This window comes from Planctomyces sp. SH-PL14 (genome assembly GCF_001610835.1).
Classification (GTDB): Bacteria; Planctomycetota; Planctomycetia; order Planctomycetales; family Planctomycetaceae; genus Planctomyces_A.
This window is the reverse complement of record NZ_CP011270.1, coordinates 5,363,000-5,380,558: the sequence shown is the minus strand read 5'-3', so window position 1 is coordinate 5,380,558 and position 17,559 is coordinate 5,363,000. Positions and strand designations below refer to the sequence as shown.

11 protein-coding genes are annotated in these 17,559 nt (G+C 68.3%); 8 read left to right on the top strand and 3 right to left on the bottom strand.

From position 1 onward, the window contains the following. Positions 1–45: 45 nt before the first annotated feature. Positions 46–1,245, bottom strand: coding sequence for an acetate/propionate family kinase (locus VT03_RS20480; protein ID WP_075094705.1), 1,200 nt, complete (start codon positions 1,243–1,245; stop codon positions 46–48). A gap of 927 nt (positions 1,246–2,172) precedes the next feature. Here VT03_RS20480 and VT03_RS20475 point away from each other — a divergent pair. The 6 genes from VT03_RS20475 (at position 2,173) to VT03_RS20450 (ending at position 9,741) form a co-directional block, all read left to right on the top strand. After that, positions 2,173–2,919 (top strand): hypothetical protein, encoded by a 747-nt coding sequence (locus tag VT03_RS20475; RefSeq protein WP_156514651.1) that lies wholly within the window; start codon positions 2,173–2,175, stop codon positions 2,917–2,919. Between the two features lie 67 nt (positions 2,920–2,986). Then, positions 2,987–5,425 carry a kelch repeat-containing protein gene (locus tag VT03_RS20470; RefSeq protein WP_075094703.1) on the top strand — a complete coding sequence of 813 codons (2,439 nt, stop codon included), beginning with the start codon at positions 2,987–2,989 and terminating at the stop codon, positions 5,423–5,425. Positions 5,426–5,525: 100 nt separating this feature from the next. After that, positions 5,526–7,178: a DUF2271 domain-containing protein gene (locus VT03_RS20465; protein WP_075094702.1), complete on the top strand. Its 1,653-nt coding sequence runs from the start codon at positions 5,526–5,528 to the stop codon at positions 7,176–7,178. Positions 7,179–7,263: 85 nt separating this feature from the next. After that, positions 7,264–7,896, top strand: a complete 633-nt coding sequence (locus tag VT03_RS20460; protein WP_075094701.1) for a PepSY-associated TM helix domain-containing protein — start codon at positions 7,264–7,266, stop codon at positions 7,894–7,896. Between the two features lie 220 nt (positions 7,897–8,116). After that, positions 8,117–9,115 (top strand): DUF1559 domain-containing protein, encoded by a 999-nt coding sequence (locus VT03_RS20455; RefSeq protein WP_075094700.1) that lies wholly within the window; start codon positions 8,117–8,119, stop codon positions 9,113–9,115. 152 nt (positions 9,116–9,267) lie between these two features. Then, positions 9,268–9,741 (top strand): carboxypeptidase-like regulatory domain-containing protein, encoded by a 474-nt coding sequence (locus tag VT03_RS20450; protein WP_156514649.1) that lies wholly within the window; start codon positions 9,268–9,270, stop codon positions 9,739–9,741. Positions 9,742–9,768: 27 nt separating this feature from the next. Here the strand turns inward: VT03_RS20450 and VT03_RS20445 are convergent, their stop codons facing one another. Beyond that, complete coding sequence (locus VT03_RS20445) at positions 9,769–10,167, bottom strand: hypothetical protein (RefSeq protein ID WP_075094699.1); 399 nt, start codon at positions 10,165–10,167, stop codon at positions 9,769–9,771. Between the two features lie 328 nt (positions 10,168–10,495). On the opposite strand from VT03_RS20445, the gene VT03_RS20440 reads away from it, so the two are divergent. Continuing rightward, positions 10,496–11,857 (top strand): DUF1501 domain-containing protein, encoded by a 1,362-nt coding sequence (locus VT03_RS20440; protein ID WP_075094698.1) that lies wholly within the window; start codon positions 10,496–10,498, stop codon positions 11,855–11,857. Between the two features lie 49 nt (positions 11,858–11,906). On the opposite strand, the gene VT03_RS20435 is transcribed toward VT03_RS20440, so the two are convergent. Continuing rightward, positions 11,907–12,224 (bottom strand): (2Fe-2S)-binding protein, encoded by a 318-nt coding sequence (locus VT03_RS20435; protein WP_075094697.1) that lies wholly within the window; start codon positions 12,222–12,224, stop codon positions 11,907–11,909. 332 nt (positions 12,225–12,556) lie between these two features. Here VT03_RS20435 and VT03_RS20430 point away from each other — a divergent pair, with 332 nt between their 5' ends. Continuing rightward, on the top strand, positions 12,557–17,545 hold the full coding sequence (locus VT03_RS20430) for a PQQ-binding-like beta-propeller repeat protein (protein WP_156514648.1): 4,989 nt from the start codon (positions 12,557–12,559) through the stop codon (positions 17,543–17,545). The last annotated feature ends 14 nt before the right edge of the window (positions 17,546–17,559 follow it).

The following is a 17,559-nucleotide window of genomic DNA, read 5'->3' as shown; positions in this document are numbered from 1 at the left end:
CAGAGGACAGAGAGGAAACCGAAGACGTGTCGGTTCGGTTCGCGGTCAGGGGGTCCCGAGGACCCGTTCGATGTCCAGGAGCATCGAGAGGTCTTCGCGGGCGGTGATGACGAGGGTCCGCGCGCGGGAGCCGGGGGCGGAGAGGTCGGCGTCCGGACCTCCGTTCGCATTTCGGACGGGATCGAGCGCGAGGCCAAGGCAGGCGAGGTTCGCGCAGACCGATTCGCGGATGTCGGCGGAGTGCTCCCCGACCCCTCCCGTGAACACGATCGCGTCGAGCCCGCCCATCGTGGCCGTGAAGGCCCCGATCGCCTGCCGGATCCGGTGGCTGTAGATTTCGAGTGCGAGGCGGGCCGGTTCGTTCCCTCCGTGGGCCGCTTCGAGGACCCGCCGCATGTCGGACGAGAGCTCGCTGACGCCGAGGAGGCCCGACTCGCGATTGAGCGCGGTCTCGACCTGCTGGGGGGAGAGGCCATGATGCCGCTGGACGTAGACCAGCACCCCCGGGTCGACCGAGCCGCTGCGGGTTCCCATCATCAGCCCGTCGAGCGGCGTGTAGCCCATCGTGGTGTCGACGCACGCGCCGCGGTCGACCGCCGCCGCCGAGCAGCCGTGGCCGAGGTGGCACGTCACAAGTTTGAGGCTCTCGACCGGCCGCTGGAGCATTTCGGCCGCCCGCCGCGCGGCGTAGGCGTGGCTCAGGCCGTGGAACCCGAACCGCCGGATCCCCCAGTCCCGCGCCCAGGCGGCCGGGACCGCATACGTGTAGGCCCGCCGCGGGAGCGTGGCGTGAAAGGCGGTGTCGAACGACGCGATGTGCGGGATGCCGGGGAGCGCCGCTTCGGCGGCGCGGAGCGTTTCGAGGCCGGGGGGATTGTGGAGCGGGGCGAGGTCGATCAGGTCCTCGATCTGGTGGCGGACGTCCGCCGTGATCCGGACCGCCTCGCGGAAGGTGCCGCCGTGGACGATCCGGTGGCCGGCGGCTCCGATCTCGTGGAGGCCCGCGAGCGTCCCCGACTTCCTGAGGTCCCGGAGGAAGGCGTCTGCGGCGGCGGCGTAGCCGTGCCAGTCGACGCTCTGTGAGGTCGGTGCGTCCGAACCCCGGCCGAAGGTGTAGCGGGGCTGCCCGCCGTCCTTCGCGCCGGCCCAGTCGGCGACCGCGTGAGCGAGGACCGCCCCGGTCCCGGACGCCATCAGGCTGCACTTGAGACTGCTCGAACCGGCATTGAAGAGCAGGACGTTCATCGGGCGCCTTTCATCGGGAGGAGGGAGCCGCGAATCGGAGGCGTGGCCTCGGAGCGGACGGCCCGCGTCCGCATCCAAGGAGATTGTGCGTTCCGGGATCGTTCTGTTCGAGTCTGACGCGGAGAGCGGGAAGGAAACGCGAAGGCATGGCGGCGATGGTGGTGTGCGTGAAAGTCGGCCGGGGAAGCCCGACGCCGGGGACCGGGAGGGCGAAGCTCCTGCTGAGCCGCGAGGGTTCGTAAACGTGTTCCCTTTGTCTTGACGGAGTCTGAGACGGACGCTTCCGCCATCAAAGCTCCGTTCGAGCTGGGGCGAAGGGGCGATCGGGCACGTGCTCCACCGCCGCGGCTCGGCCGGAGCCTCGCCCTCCCGATGACGGCACCTCGAAGAACGCGCGCCCTTGTTGCTGCGTTCGGAGCTCTCCACCGACTTTCGGGACACGCTTGATGGTCGGGTCCCGGCCGCATTCGACCGATGGTTCCCATCAGGACCTTCGGGCCGAAGAGGCTGCCTGTCCCTCGAAGGCTTCGGATCGATTGCGAGCACGTTCCTCGGTGACCCCGCCGCGGAAACTTGAGGTCACCTGAAATCTGTGGCGGCGGGTCGTTCGCAGGCTTGCAATGCCCCTCGTCCCCCGGCATACTCCCACCTCATTGAGATTGAGTCTCAGTTGCCAGCCAGTTCCGGCCGCTTCCGGACAGCCAGCCTCCCGCACGCGATACGAGGGTCGAACTGCAAAGCTCCCCTCCGACGAACATTCCTTGAGCCTCCTGCGGCGGTCGTACTCCACCGTCCCTCGCAGGTGTTCCCCGGAGGAGGGATGGACCTCCGGGGAACGTTTTCACACGCCGCCTGTCTCGTACGCTCCGCCTGCCGCGGACGCGAGACCGCCGGCCGATGATCGCTCCGTCACTCCCGGGAGAGGGCATGTCCACCGCGCACGACGTGATCCGCGAGGCCTACGAACTGGGCGATCTGGAAGAGGCGCTGCGGCTCCTCAAGCTCCATCTGCGGACCCATCGCGAAGACGGCCGCGGATGGGAACTGGCCGGCCTCATTCATTACGCCCGCGGCCGGGTCGCCGTGGCGGTCTCGGCCATCGAGCGGGCTTCGCTCCTCGTTCCGCTCTCCCCCGCCGCGCGGGTCTGCCTGACGCACGGCTACATCCGGATCGGCAAAGCCGACCTCGCCCGCGACCTGATGGCGAATCTGCTCCAGGATCCGGGTCTGACCGCGCCGCTCCTGCTGCAGGTCGCGACCGGCCTCGACGCGATCCGCCAGCCGGCGATGGCGATGCACGCCGCCCGCAAGGCGATGCAGCTCGACGGCGGTCTGGCCCAGGCCTACTACGACATGGGCTACTACGCGGCGCGGTGCGGGATTCCCCCCGAGTACACCGAGTCGCTGGCCCGCCGGGCGATCGCGCTCGATCCGGAGAACGTCGGTTACCGGATCGGCCTCGTCTCGCACCTGCTGCGGTTCGACCGCTCGGACGACGCCTATCGGATTGTGTGCCGGCTCGCCTCGCCGCAGATCGAGTCGATCCGCTGTCCGAACTGCCTGCAGCGGATGATCCAGGTCTACCGCGATGCCGGCGACTACCGGCGGGTCATCGTCTGCCAGCAGCGACTCCTGCTCCTGGAAGCCCAGGGAGTCCACTCGGACTGCGCGTAGTTTCCCGGAATCGAATCTGACAAGCTCCATCCCCTGCCCTCTGTCTGTTGAACCGCGAGCCCTGCCGATGCTGCTTCGATTGACTCTCCTGACGTTCCTCCTGCTGACGGCAATGCCGCTCTCCGCGGGGGACTTCAAGCGGCCGATGCCGTTCCCCAACCTCCCCGAGGGGATCTCGAGCTTCGGGGCCGCGGTCGCGGGGGATCACCTGTACGTCTTCGGCGGCCACGTTGGCCGGATTCCGGGGAACTCGCAGGACAGCCTCTCGCCGCACTTTGTCCGGCTCAACCTCAAGACGCCCGACGCCGCCTGGGAAACGCTTCCCATGCAGAACTCGTCGCAGAGCCCGGCGATCCTGGCCTGGGAGGGGAAGATCTACCGCGTCGGCGGGCTGAGCTTCGACAACCGGCAGGGGGAAGCGACGGTCTATCACTCGCTCGATGAGTTCTCTCGGTTCGACCCGGAGACGAAGAGCTGGACGAATCTCCCTTCGCTGCCGAAGCCCCGGTCGTCGCTCGATGCGGCGGTCGTCGACGGGAAGGTGTACGTCGTCGGCGGGTGGAACCTGCAGGGGACGAACGTCATGGAGGCCCCGTGGCACGAGGACGCGCTGGTCTATAACCTCGCCAGCGATAAGGGGGAATGGAAGCCGATTGCCAAGCCGCCGTTTGTGAAGCGGGCTCTCGCGGTCGCGGCCCACGATCACAAGGTGTGGGTCCTCGGCGGGATGACGCAGTCGAACCAGATCACGTCGCTCGTCCACGCTTACGATCCCAAGACCGACACATGGACCGAAGGGCCGGCGGTGAAGGGGAAGTCGCAGTTTGCGGCGTTCGCCCTCTCGGCGTTCGGCTGCGGCGGGAAGCTGTGCTACACCGGCTCGGACGGCATCCTCTATACGCTCGATGAAGGGAAGTCGGAGTGGGTTCCGGAGGAGCGGCTTCTCTATCCGCGGAGCTTCCTGCGGCTGGTGGCGGACGAGGGCTCGACCCTGTTCGCGGTCGCCGGGATCTCCCGCAGCGCCTACGTGCCGACCGTCGAGGCGATCGACCTGGCGGCGGACAAGCATGCGGTTCCGAAGCTCTCCGAGTGGCCGGTCCCGTTCGCCGGGAAGGTTGTGCAGGGACAGATCCCGTTCCTGACCGGCAACTCGCTCTACGCCTTTGGCGGGAACAACAGCCGCAATCCGCACGATTTCTCGAAGGAAGCGATCGTCGACGAGGCTTACCGCTTCGACCTCGCGACGCGGGCCGTCGAAAAACTTCCTCCGCTGCCCTCGGCAGTCCAGAGCGGAGCGGCGTTCCTGGCCGGCGAGCGGATCGACCAGTCGATCTACGTCCTGGGGGGAATTGCGAATCCGGGTGAGAAGTACCAGTCGGCCGACACGATCTTCCGCTATCGCCTGCGGAGCAAGGGGTGGACGGATGAAGTCGGCCATCTCCCCGGCCCGCGGTCGATGTTCTCCGTCGTCTCCCAGGGAGAGGCGGCCTGGATCTTCGGCGGCAGCCAGGTGACCGGACACGGCGGCGGCTTGATCGCCGAGACCTGGAAGTGGTCCGGCTCGCCCGAGACGCCAGCTGAGGTTGTCACCGAAGCCGCTATTCCAACACGGCGGCGTTCGTTCGGAGCCGCCGTCCTGAACGGAAAATTCTATGCGGTCGGCGGACTCGGCGAAGAGTCGACGATCGTCGACGCGGTCGATGTCTATGACTTCGAAGCCAAGGCATGGGCCAAAGGGACGTCGCCCAAGGTCGCCCGCGTCTTCCCGAGCCTCGCGGTTGCCGGCGGCAAGCTCTATCTCTCGGGCGGGTTCGCCAAGGTCGACGGGCACTTCCAGAAGGTCGACTCCGTCGAAGCCTTCGATCCGCAGTCGAACGCCTGGACGGTCGCTTTCGAGAAACTTCCGTTCGATGCCGCAAGCCGGACGATGGTCGAGTACCAGGACCGGCTCCTGTTCTACGGCCTCGATCCCGAGAAGGAAGGGATTGCCCACATCGCCCTCCTCGATCCCGCACCGGAATCCCGCGACTACGGCGTCGAGCCGGCGGGCGGTATGGATCGCGGCAACACCCGGAGCGCGGGCTCGGAACTGGTCGCCCGCCTGATGCGGATGGACCGCAACGGGGACGGCCAGCTCACGAAGGACGAAGTCGGCGAACGGTTCCGGCCGCTGATCGAGCGGGCCGACGCAAACAAGGATGGGTTTGCCACGAAGGAAGAGATCGAAGCCTCCGCCGCAACGGAGTCCCCCCCGGCCGGCCCCTTCACGACCGACGGCAGCGGCGACCGCAGCCCCGAGCGGATGGCGGCCCGGGCTCTCGAAGAGCATGATGCGAACAAGGACGGCAAGCTCGATCGCTCCGAGCTCGAAGCGTACTTCCAGTCCCGAGCCGCCGAACGACCGATGCGTCGTGGTGGCGGCGGCAGTCGCGAAGGGAACGGACCGCCCCGCGAAGGGACCACCGGAACCGCTCCCGCTTCCCCGCCGGCGACGGCCCCCCGATAGTTCCTCCGTTTGCCTCTCCCCGCGATTGATCGCCCTGCCTCGGGCGATGCATCGGCGGCCCCTTCCTTCCTACCGTCTCTCTCCGCCCCCTGGAGTTTTCATGCGGTTTCGTCTGTCGATCCTTTCGTTCCCCCGCCTGCGAGTCGCCAGCCTGCGGGCGGCCGGCGTGATGGGGACCGCCCTCGCGGTCTGGACCTCGAGTGCCCCGGCCGAGACGTTCACGTTCCACCGGGAGCGTGTCCTGGGGACGTCGCTGGAAGTCCGTGTCGATGCCGATTCGTCGGCCGCCGCCGAGCGGGCCGAAGCGGTTGTCCTGAAGGAGATCGAGCGGCTCTCCGGGATCCTGAGCGTCTACGATCCGGCGAGCGAGCTGAGCCGCTGGCAGCGGAGCGGCGGCGGCGAGTCGGTCGCGATCTCGCCGGAGCTGCTGGAAGTCCTCCAGGCGAGCGAGCGGTGGACCCGTGCCAGCGGCGGGGCGTTCCAGCCGGCGACCGAGAGCCTGACCCGTCTGTGGCGGTCCGCCGCGGCGACGGGAACCGCGCCGTCGGACGCGGTCCTGAAGGAAACTACGGTCGCCCTGACGCAGCCGCACTGGCAGCTTAACGCGACCGAGGGCCGGGCCCGGAAGATCGGCAGCGTGCCGCTCAACTTCGACGCGCTGGCCAAGGGGCTGATCGTCGATCGGGCCTGCCTGCGGGCGATGGACGAGGAGGCGGTCCAAGGAGCCCTCGTCTGCATCGGCGGCGACATGCGGGCCGCGGGGTCGATCGTCGAACGCGTTTCCGTCGCGGATCCGCACAACGACGCGGTGAATGCCGAGCCGATCGATGCGGTCTATCTCCACGGCGGCGGTCTGGCGACGAGCGGCAACTACCGCCGCGGGTTCCAGGTGGGCGACCGCTGGTACTCCCACATCCTCGATCCCAAAACAGGCCGACCGGCCGAAGGGATCGCCGGGGCGACGGTCGTCGCTCCCACCTCCGCCGAAGCCGACGCCCTGGCGACGATCTGCAATGTTCTCCCTCCGGCCGAGAGCCTGAAGCTGATCGAGTCGCTGCCGGAGACGGAGTGCCTGCTTGTCCTGGCGGACGGTTCGCGGCAGGAGTCGTCGGGCTGGAATGATCGCGGGCAGCCGGGGCTGTTCCGGCTCGGTGCCCGGGCGACGCAGTTCGTCGCCGCGGAAGACGCCAAGGGGGACGCGAAGGAGGCCAAGAGCGAAGAGAACGCGGCAGACGGCAAACTGCTGTCGCTGGTCGTCAATATCACGCTCGCCAAGCCGAGCGAGCCGGGGTACCGCCGGCCGTATGTGGCGGTCTGGCTGGAGGACGCCGACGAGTTCCCGGTGAAGACGGCCCTCCTGTTTCTCGACAACAAGCAGCCCGGGCCGCGGTGGCATCGAGACCTGATTCGCTGGTATCGGAACGACCGGACCCGCAAACTGGCGGACCAGACGGACCTGATTGGCGTCATCTCCGGGGCGACGCGCGGTCCTGGCGAATACAAGGCGGTGTTTGACGGGACCGACGACGCCGGGAAACCGCTCAAGCCCGGCAAGTACACCCTGTACCTGGAAGCGGCTCGCGAACACGGCACGTACCAGATCATCCGCCACCCTCTCACGCTCGGGGCTGACCCGATCGCGGTTACGAAGCTTAAAGGCAATGTCGAATTCGAGTCCGCCGCTTACGAATATCGAGCAGCTGTCCCCGCCGCAGGTGCCCCCGCAGGTGAGTCCAAGCCGGCGGCCAAGTGAAGTCGGTCCGAACGGAACCCCCTCCACGGGGAGCCAGCCCAAGCCCCGTCCGCCGCGAAGCCTTTCGAACCGCTTCGCGTCGGCCGTGCGGTGGCTGCACATCTATGTGTCGCTGATCGGCTTTGCGGCCCTGATGTTCTTTGCCGTAACGGGGATCACGCTGAACCACCCGACGTGGTTCGGCGGGGACGTTCAGACCGTCACGGAGCTGAAGGGGAGCCTGCCGACGGCGTGGGTGGCGCCGCGGCCGATGGAGGCGGCGCCGGAGGGGGCGGAGAGCGATCCGGCAGCATCAGAGACTGGCGCCGCGCCGGCGAACGAGACCGTTGCGAAGCTGGAAGTCGTCGAGCACCTGCGGAAGGAGCACGGCCTCCGCGGCGCGGTGAGCGAGTTCCGGATCGACGACTACGAGTGCATGGTCCTCTTCAAGGGCCCGGGTTACGCCGCGGACGTCTTCATCGACCGCGCGGCCGGGACCTACAACGCCACGCAGACCGTCATGGGGCTGATGGCGGTCATGAACGACCTCCACAAGGGGCGCGACAGCGGCGAGGTCTGGTCCTGGGTCATCGACGTTACCGCGCTGCTGATGGTGTTCGTCTCGATCACCGGCTTCGTGTTGATCTTTTACCTCCGCCGCAAGCGGATGAGCGGCGTCCTGACGGCGGTCGTGGGGACGATCGTGCTCGTCGTGATCGCCATCCTGTGGGTGCCGTAAGGGGACTCCGCGGTCGGTCTCGTGGCCCTTCATCTCCCAGGCGTCCGTGCTTCTTGACGACGCAATCCCCTCTAGGCGTTCGGGGTTCGCCGCGACTCGATCCACTCAGGTGCTTCGATTTGCAGCAACGCATCGGTTGACACTGATGCAGATTTGTGTGAAGAATCAAAATCCCTTCACATCAGTCCCTTCCCAACTCATAGCGCGGAGTCTGCTCTTCATGTTCACAGCATGTGTTCGGCGTCGGCGTGCGCGAGGTTTCACACTCATCGAGCTGCTCGTCGTCATCGCCATCATCGCGGTCCTGGTGGCAATTCTACTTCCGGCCGTCCAGCAGGCCCGGGAAGCGGCCCGCCGGTCGCAGTGTCAGAACAACCTCAAGCAGATCGGCATCGCTCTCCACAGTTACCATGAGACCCATGGGATCTTTCCGTTCTCCGTCGTGAATCCCGGCGAATGCGAAGTGGGATTCGCCCCCAACCCGATCCGCAACACCCGCGGCTGGACGATGCTTCTGCCGTACATCGACCAGCAGGGACTGTACAACAAGTACAATCACGATTTGCCGGCGAGCGACCATAAGCGGGCCGCAGGCATCGGCACGATTCAGGGGACCGCGGCGGGTACGAACGACGCCGTCGTGTCCGTCTCTCTCCCGGCCTTCCTTTGTCCGTCGGACTTCGGAGATCGGTATTACCGATCCACAACCAGCGGCGACTACTCCATCGTCAACGGAGGAACGGCGGGCCTGTTCGGAGCCAAGACCAACTACGACTTCAGCACGAATAACTATTCGAACACATGCACGCTTTACGATTCGATCGCTTCGGCGAGCAAGTTCATGTTCGGGATCAACAGCTCCGCGAGAATCCGGGACGCGGCAGACGGCCTGAGCAACAGCGTCGCCGTGTGTGAGGCCACGCTGGATGTCCGGAACGGCGTCACCGGGACTTGGGGCTACGCGAAGTGGGTCGGTCACGGGATCAATTTCTCGCAGACCAACCCGATCAACTTCTGGCTCTGCTGCTCGTGGACTCCACCGATGACGAACCAACCGCCGAAACTCGCCAACTGGGGGGCGGCTGGAAGTGTTCACGCCGGGGGGGCGACGATCCTGCTGGGGGACGGCGCCGTCCGCTTCGTCACGGACAGCATGGATCTGGTGACCCGAACGCGGCTGGGCCTGATCGCTGACGGCCAGCCCGTCGGTGAGTTCTGAAACGCTATCGAGCGGGCCTTCTTCCCCCCTTCCACGGGGGTATAGCACGATTCTTGCCACTCCTCTGCCGCACGCCGCCGCTGACCTGTACCGGGTCACCGCGGTGTGAGCGTTTTCATTCCGCTTCGATTCTTCAAGGATGCGCTGTTCCCATGATGTCTCTCGTCTCCTCTCGAATCCGCATCGGCTGCGCCATTGCTCTCCTGTCGACGCTGGCGGGCTGCGGCGGAGGGGGCTCGACCGCTCCGGCGAACCGGGTCTCCGTCTCGGGGACGATCACGCTGGACGGAATGCCTCTCACGTTCGCCGCCGTCTCGTTCCTCCCCGAAACGGCGAAGGCCGGAAGCGGGGGCTTCGGATCGACCGATGAATCGGGCAAGTACACCTTGAAATGGCACGGGACCGACGAAGGGGTCCCCCCCGGCAAGTACAAGGTCGTCCTCTCCCGGATGTCGCAGAAAGACGGTTCCCCCATCCCGATGGGACAGTCGGCGGCCGATGTCGGGGCGGTCGAGTCGCTCCCCCCGCGGTACAGCGACCCGAACGTCTCCGAACTGATCGGCGAGGTGACGACCGCCGACAAGCCGATCGACTTCATGCTGGTCGGGGCCAAGAAGAAGAAATGACCGGGCGGCGGGCGAGGACCGCCCGGGCTACCGCCGCTGCATCAGGAACTGGCCGCGGTCCTTCGCCGACGTGTAGGTCGCGGTGAACTGGCTGCCGTTCATGTAGGCGTTCGAGCGGAAGTCGCCGAAGATCGGCAGCTTGGACTGGCCGTAGAGGGTCACGCCGCCGTCCGCGGTCCGGCCGGTGACGGTCATCGGGGTCGAATAGACGAAGGGGACCACCCCCAGGAACGTCCCGCTGAAGCGGACCCGGTAGGTCGATCCGCTCGTCTCCAGGACCCGCATCCGCAGCCGGCCGTGGTGGCCGGTCGTCTGGCTCTGCCATGTCCCGCGGTACACCGGGCCGCCGGCGAGAAGAACGGACGACGAAAGCAGGCAGACGGCGGCCGCGAGGAGCGGGAGACCACGGAGAGGGCGGGAGGTCATGGAGGTTCTCGGTCGGGAATCGAAGGTGCGGGGTTCGGCGGAGTGGCCGGCGGGGTTCGGCGGAGTGGCCGGCGGGGTCCAGCGGAGGGGCCAGCGGGGTCCGGCGGGCTGGGCGATGCTCAAATCGCCATTTGCTGTTTCCAGAGTGATCGTCCGGCGGACCAAGATCAAGGTCCGGCCGGGGATGCGCGGCCTTCGTGCTGCCGACCCCGGCACGGACGTTCGGCCCGCGGCAAGACTCCCTTGCGTCAGGACGGAAAATCGCGGTAAAAGGGGACGTATCAATGCGCCGTGATGGGTTCCTTTCCGAGATCCTTCGGAGCCAGACATGCCTGGAGAACGCCCCCGCCCCCCTGGTGGCGCGGCACGCGCATCGCGAAGAGAGCTTCTGACCGCTTCGGCCGCCGCGACGCTGTCGCTGTGGGGGCGGAGCGGACAGGGGGCGCCGGCCGCGACCGCGGGACGGGCCAAGTCCGTCATCATGATCTTCAACTGCGGGGCCCCCAGCCACACCGACCTGTGGGACCTGAAGCCCGAGGCCCCCGACGCCGTCCGGGGCGAATTCCGGCCGATCGACACGAACGTCCCCGGAATCCAGATCTCCGAGCTCCTCCCGCAGATGGCCAAGCGGGCCGACAAGCTGGCGATCGTCCGGTCGCTGCACCACGGCCAGAGCGCGCACAACTCCGGGATGTACTGGTCGACGGTCGGCCGGGCCTATCCGCAGGACAGCACCCTCATCACGCCGAGCCGGGCCGACTTCCCGAGCTTCGGGACGCTGGTCGGCTGGCTCGCCCAGCGGGACGGCTACGCGGGAGCGATCCCGCCGTACGTCATCACGCCGCGGCCGCACTGCGACAGCTTCGTCTATCTCACGCCGGGCCAGTTCGGCGGCTGCCTCGGCTCGCGGTTCGACCCGTTCGTGCTCAATGCCGATCCGGACGAGCGGAACTTCAAGGTCCCCAACATGGGGCTCCCCGAGAACATGACCTCCGCCCGGTTCGCCGAGCGGCAGCAGCTCCTGGGGGAGCTCGATCGAAAGAGCCGGCCGGTCGACACGCCGCTGGCGAGCGACCTGGCGGTGGCGCACGAGCGGGCGATTTCGCTCGTCACCGCGAGCTCCCAGGCGGACGCCTTCGATCTCACGAAGGAGCCGGACGCCGTCCGGGCCCGCTACGGGAAGCACTCGTGGGGGCAGTCGCACCTCCTGGCCCGGCGGCTCGTGGAGTCGGGGGTGCGGTTCGTCTCGACCGTCAATGGGCCGAGCATCACCTGGGACACGCACAAGGACAACTTCAAGCAGCTCAAGAACCGCCTCGTCCCGCCGATGGAGCAGGCGTACGCGGCACTGCTCGACGACCTCTCCGAGCGGGGGCTCCTCGACAGCACGCTCGTGATCTGGATGGGGGACTTCGGCCGGACGCCGATCATCAACAAGGACGGCGGACGCGACCACTGGCCCCACTGCTACACGATGGTCCTTGCCGGAGGGGGAATCCGCGGGGGGCAGGTGATCGGCGAGTCCGACAAGACGGGAGCCGCTCCCAAGGCCCGTCCGATCACGCCGGCCGACATCCACGCGACCGTCTTCTCCGCCCTCGGCTACGACCCGCTGGCGACGAACTACGCCATGAGCGACGGCCGGCCGATGCCCCTCTCGCAGGGGAACATCGTCCGGGAGCTGTTCTGAAGCGGCCGGGCGGCGAGGCCGGCGGGAGGCTCCCTGGGGCCGGAGCGCTTCACTGCCAGAAGACTTCGCCTTCCAGGTTGAGCGGGGCGCTGGTCTTGACCGTGCAGTCTCCCTGGACGGTGCACAGGCTGGCGAGGCGGATCTCGTCTTCGTGGCCGATCCGGGCGCTGAAGGTCAGCGGATCGACGAGACCGGCGAACTTCTCCAGCAGTCCCGGAGGGCTGACATTCTGCTGGCCCGCCGTCACCTGGACCCGCCAGGCGAGCGGGATCCCGTTCTCACGGGCCTGCTTCCGGAGGTTGGCGCCGACCGGCACGTCGACGACCTTCTTTTCGTTCTTCTCGGTGACGAAGGTGACCTTGGGCATGGGAGATTGAGCGGCTGACGGAGCGATGGGGACCCGCGAGCGATGATAGGGAGAGGGAGGGGGGAGGCGGAAGGGATTCGGACGGAAGGCGGAAGGTCGAGAGCCAACCTGGGGCGGCTACCCCAGGCTGGATTGTTTCACGCCGTTGGCGCGAGACAGCCTGCGCGGTTCGAGATCGTCTCCCTCGTGGACCCTCTCCCCTCCCCTTCGGCGCTCTCCCTTCCGCCTTCAGCCTTAAGCCTTCCCCCTCCCCCGCGATATACTGCCGCATGGTCCCGCTGGACCGTTCGCCCACCGGACGGTCCGCCGATTCCACCACGGAGTGCCGCCTGATGTTGTCGTGCCGGTTCTGGCGTAATGCGATCTGGACCTGCGGCCACCCCGGTGAGGCCGCTCCGCCGGCGCGGTGGATCGGGATCGGTCTGGCGGTGTGGCTCGGGGTGGGGGCAGGACTGGGGTCTCCGGCCGCGGCGCAGGAAAAGGAGAAGCCCCCCGCCCCGATGGCGGAGAAGCCGGCGCCGATGGCCGACAAACCCGCTCCCATGGCGGACAAGCCCGCCGCCCCCAAACCGGAGAAACCGGAGAAGCCGGCCAAGCCGAATCCGGTGCAGAACATCCTCCGCGGGATCTTCGGCGGACCGAACGTGCCGCCTCCCGCGGCCAAGCCCCCCGCCAAGCGGGGCGGGACGATTCCCGATGAGGCCCCCGCGTCCGGGTCTCGCGACCGGCTCGACGCCCGCGCGGCGAGCGATGTCGAACTCTCCCGGCGGGTCGGGCAGCTTCAGACGCTAATCCGCGGCGAGCGGTGGGACGACGCCATCGACGTCGTCGAGTTCCTCCTGGAGGTGGACGAGGACCGGCTGTACCGGACGCCGCAGGGGCAGTGGGTCTCGCTCCTCGGAGAGGTCGAGCGAATCACGCTGGCTCTCCCGGAAGAGGGGCTCCGGAACTACCGCAACCGGTTCGACGGTCCGGCGCGGACCGCGCGCGGCAAGGCGCAGGAGAGCGGGAGCTTCGACGAGCTGGTCCGGGTGGCGAGCCGGTACTTCGCGACTCCCGGCGGGATGACCGCCGCGGAGGACATTGCCGCGATTCTGGAGGACCAGGGGGACTACGCCGCCTCGGCCCACTGGACGCGGCGGCTGATCGCCGCCAAGGCCCCCGGGACCGAGACCCCCGAGTGGAAGGTCCGCGCGGCGCGGCGGCTGGCGATGGGCGGGGATCGCCTGGCCGCGGAGGCGCTGCTGAAGGGGATTCCCGATCTGCGGCCGTTCCTTCAGGTCGCCGCACCCGCTGCCGCGACTCCCGCCGTGGCCGGTGCCGAGCCGTTGACTCCGCAGGCCTGGCTCGACGGAATGACCCCGGGAGGGGCGCGGGGGGCGACGGTCGTCCGCGACACCCGGATGCCGTACGGCGAGGCGGCCCACGGAGCGGTGTTTGCCGCGGACGCGCCGCTCCTCTTTTCGCGGTGGCGGCAGAGCCTCGTGCGGCGGTATGCCGTCGAGGAGCAGGTCCAGACCCTGGTGTGGGACCTGATCGAGAGCAAGAAGGCGACGCTCCCGGCGCTGTTCCCCGTGGCGGCCGCGGGGAAGGTGGCGGTCCGGACGCTGTTCGGCGTGGCGGTCTTTGACGCCGAGACCGGCGCACCGTCGTGGCGGCTGGAGAGCGACGTCGCGCCGGAGCGCCTGCTGGCGGGGGAACCGCTCCGCCGGACGCAGGGGCGGACGATGATCCAGGGATTCATCAGCCCCGCCTACGACGGGGCGAACCCTGAGCAGCACCCGCTCACCTCGGTCCTGTATCGCGACGGGGTCCATGGCTCGCTCAGCAGCGACGGACGGCGGCTCTTCGTCCTCGAAGACATCGCCCTCATGCCGCAGAACGTCTACGGCTACTGGCAGCAGGAAGACGTCGTCGACCCCCTCGGGCGGGACTGGAAGTCGAACTCGCTGGCGGCGTACGACCTGCAGACCGGCCGGCGGATGTGGCGGATCGGCGGGCGGAAGATCGAGGATGTCTTCGCTCCGCCGCTGGCCGGGACGTACTTCTTCGGGGCGCCGGTCGTCGACGGCGACGAGCTGTTCGTCATCGGGGAGGCGAACGACGCCGTCTCGCTCCATTGCCTGCGGGCCTCGACCGGCGAGCCGCTCTGGTCGCAGCAGATCTCGGGAGTGGGGCAGACGATCTCGCGGGACATGGTCCGCCGCGGCTGGCCCTGCTGGCCCGCCGTCGGGGAGGGGATCATCGTCTGTCCGACGACCTCCGGCTGGCTGGTGGCGCTCGACCGGGTCCAGCACCGCTTCCTGTGGACGCACCGCTACAGCGCCCCCGTCAACACGCCCAATACCCGGAACGGATACTTCATCAACCAGCCGCTCGATCTGCATGCCCGGTGGTATCCCGGCGCGCCGATCCTGATGGACGGGACGGTCCTGTTCGGGCCTTCGGAGCTCCCCGATGAGACCGGGAGCCAGCAGCCGGTCCTGGTCGCTCTCGACGCCCGGACCGGGAAGCCGAAGTGGCCCCCCCGGCCGAAGGGGAACTCGCTCGTCCTGGCGGGAGCCGCCGATGGCCGGGCCTACGTGACCGACGTCCTGTCGCTGAAGGCGATCAACGTGGCGAGCGGCGCGACCGTCTGGGAGACCCCCTGGCCCGAACTCGGCGACGTTCCGAGCGGCCGCGGCCTCCTGACCGAGACCGCCTTCCTGCAGCCGATGCGGTCGGGGGCGCTGCATGAGTTCGACCGCCAGACCGGGAAGATCCGGCGGACGCAGAAGCTCCGCGCCGGAGACGACGCGCCCGGGAACCTGTTCGCTCTGGGTGGCCGGGTCTTCTCGGTGACGGCCCAGGAGCTGGTGGCGTGGGAGCCCGACCAGCCGCTCGAGACGTTCGAGAAGGAAGCGAAGACCAGCCCCCTGGCGGCGCTCCGGCTGGCGGAGCTGTACCTGCGGCTGCAGCGGCCCGAGGACGCGGTCGACGCCGCCCGGAAGGTCGAGACGCAGGAGCCGGAGCTCGTCCGCAAACGCCGCGACATCCTCTGGGAGGGGCTGTGGACGCTCGCCTCCGGGGACCTGACCGCGCATGAGGAGGCGGCACGGGAGCTGGAGCAGTTTGCCTCGACCGCGACCGACCGCGACGCCCTGGTCCGGCTGCATGCCGACCGGGCGAGCGCCCAGGGAAAGTTCGTCGGCGCGTGGGAGGCCTATCGGAAGCTCGTCGCGACCGCCGGGACTGAGATGATCGTCGACGGCAACCAGACGACGCGGCAGGACGTCTGGCTCGCCGACCGGCTGGCGCAGGTGTACGAGAAGCTCGACGGGGAGCCTCGGAAGGAGGCGGACGTCCGGCGGCAGCTCGAGGGGGCGGCCGATGTCCCCGCCCTGCGGCGCGTCGTGCGGCTCTTTGGATTCCATCCGGACGCCGACGCCGCGCACCTGCGGCTGGCGGGGCTTCTGGAGCAGGCGAACGACTCGACCGGCGCCGGCATTCACCTGCGGCAGCTGCAGCGGAGCGAGCGGCCCGAGGTCGCGGCCCTGGCGACGTGGCAGCTGGCGAGCCTCTACGAACGGCTGGGCTGGACGGCGGATGCGCGGCTGCTCTTGGAGGAGCTGCGGGTCCGATTCCCCGAGGCGGCGCTGCCCGACGGGGCGGCCGGGGATCTGGCGGCGAAGGCGCTCGAGCGGATTCCGGTCGCGTCGTCGGTAGCGATGCCGGTCTGGACCGGGGACTATGAGGTCGTCCGGGTCTTTCGCGAGCACCAGCAGCAGTCGCGGGCGCTCCCTCCCTTCGGCGAGCGGCCGGCGTTCCTGGAAGACAAGCTGCTGCAGGTGAGCCTGCAGAACCAGCGGATCGCGCTCCTGACGACCGACAACCGCACGCTGTGGTCCGCGCCGCTTCGCAGCTCTCCGCTGGAGATGTACAGCCAGGAGAGTCCGATCGTCCTGCGGGGGCCGATGACCTACGTGGTCCACAACGGCGTGATCCATGCCTTCTCGCTGCTGGAGAAGAAGCCGCTGTGGACCCATATCCCGGACCTGCGGGGGTCGGCCCGGACGTTCTACCGGCAGCCGCAGTTCGTGCAGACGTACTCGATGCAGAAGATCGCCGCCTTTGCCCAGCCGCGGATGCTCTCGCGAATGAGCGTGGCGACCGGGATGCTGGGGGCGGTCTCCGACCAGGCGGCGGTGGTTTACGACCGCCGTTCGATCCAGGCCCTCGACCCCGAGAGCGGGGCGATGCTGTGGGAGCGGCGGGGGACGCGGCAGGACTCGATGGTGTATCTCGACGGGGACCGGCTGTACCTCTTCTCTTCGAGCGACCGGCCCGTGCTGCTCGACGTCCGGAGCGGGCGGGTCCTCAAGAAGTTCGATTCCGGCAGCCCGCTCGACAAGGCGCGGCAGGTGGTGGAGGGGGGGCTGATCCACTGCGAGATCACGGGCAAGAGCGACAGCCGGAAGTTCCGCATCGCCAAGACGACGCATGTCGACCTGGCGACGGGCAAGGTGGACGAGGTGTGGAAGCAGGAGTTCTCCGACGACTCGTGGGCGGTGCCGGTCTCCGAGCGGGAGTTCTTCGTCGTGGAGCCCGACGGGCGGACGGCGGTGCTGAATCTCCAGACGGGCCGGGTGATGGAGCTGGCGAGCGTGAAGGAGGTGCTCGCGACGCTCGATCCGATCCGGCGGCGGACGGGACAGCTGCAGTGCCTGATGGACCGGGAGCGGATCTATCTGTTCGTCGATCAGAAGATGATGCTGACCAACACCTATCTGCCGGGGCCGAACATCCGCTGTTCGGGGGCGTGCGTGGCGCTCGACCGGCGGGAGCCGAAGATCGCGTGGCAGCAGGATGTGTCGGGGTTCAACCTGCCGATCGACCGGACGGGGGATCTGCCGGTGCTGCCGTTCGTCGCCGTGCAGAATGTGAACCGGGACGACCTGCATTTTCAGGACATCAAGCTGCGGGTGCTGGACAAGTCGACGGGGAAGGCGCTGGTCGACTGGCAGGGGAAGTCGTACTCGTCGCACATTCAGGGGATCGTGGCAGACTTCCCGGGGCGGGCGATTGAGTTCCGGTCGTACAACGAGACATTCCTCGTGCGTCCGGCGGTGGCGGGGGCTGCGCCGGTGATTCCGGCGGCGGGTGATGCGCCTGGTGTGGCTCCGGGGCCGCCGGTGGAGAAGGGTGGGGATAAGGGAGCGGAGAAGGGCGCGGCGGATCCGGCACCGGCCCCTGCTCCGACTCCGGCGCCTCGGACGCGGCCGGCGGATTCGATCCTCCCGGCGCCGAAGGACCGGGAGAAGGCGCCGGCGCGGGAGATTTAGCGCGGTGTTGCCGG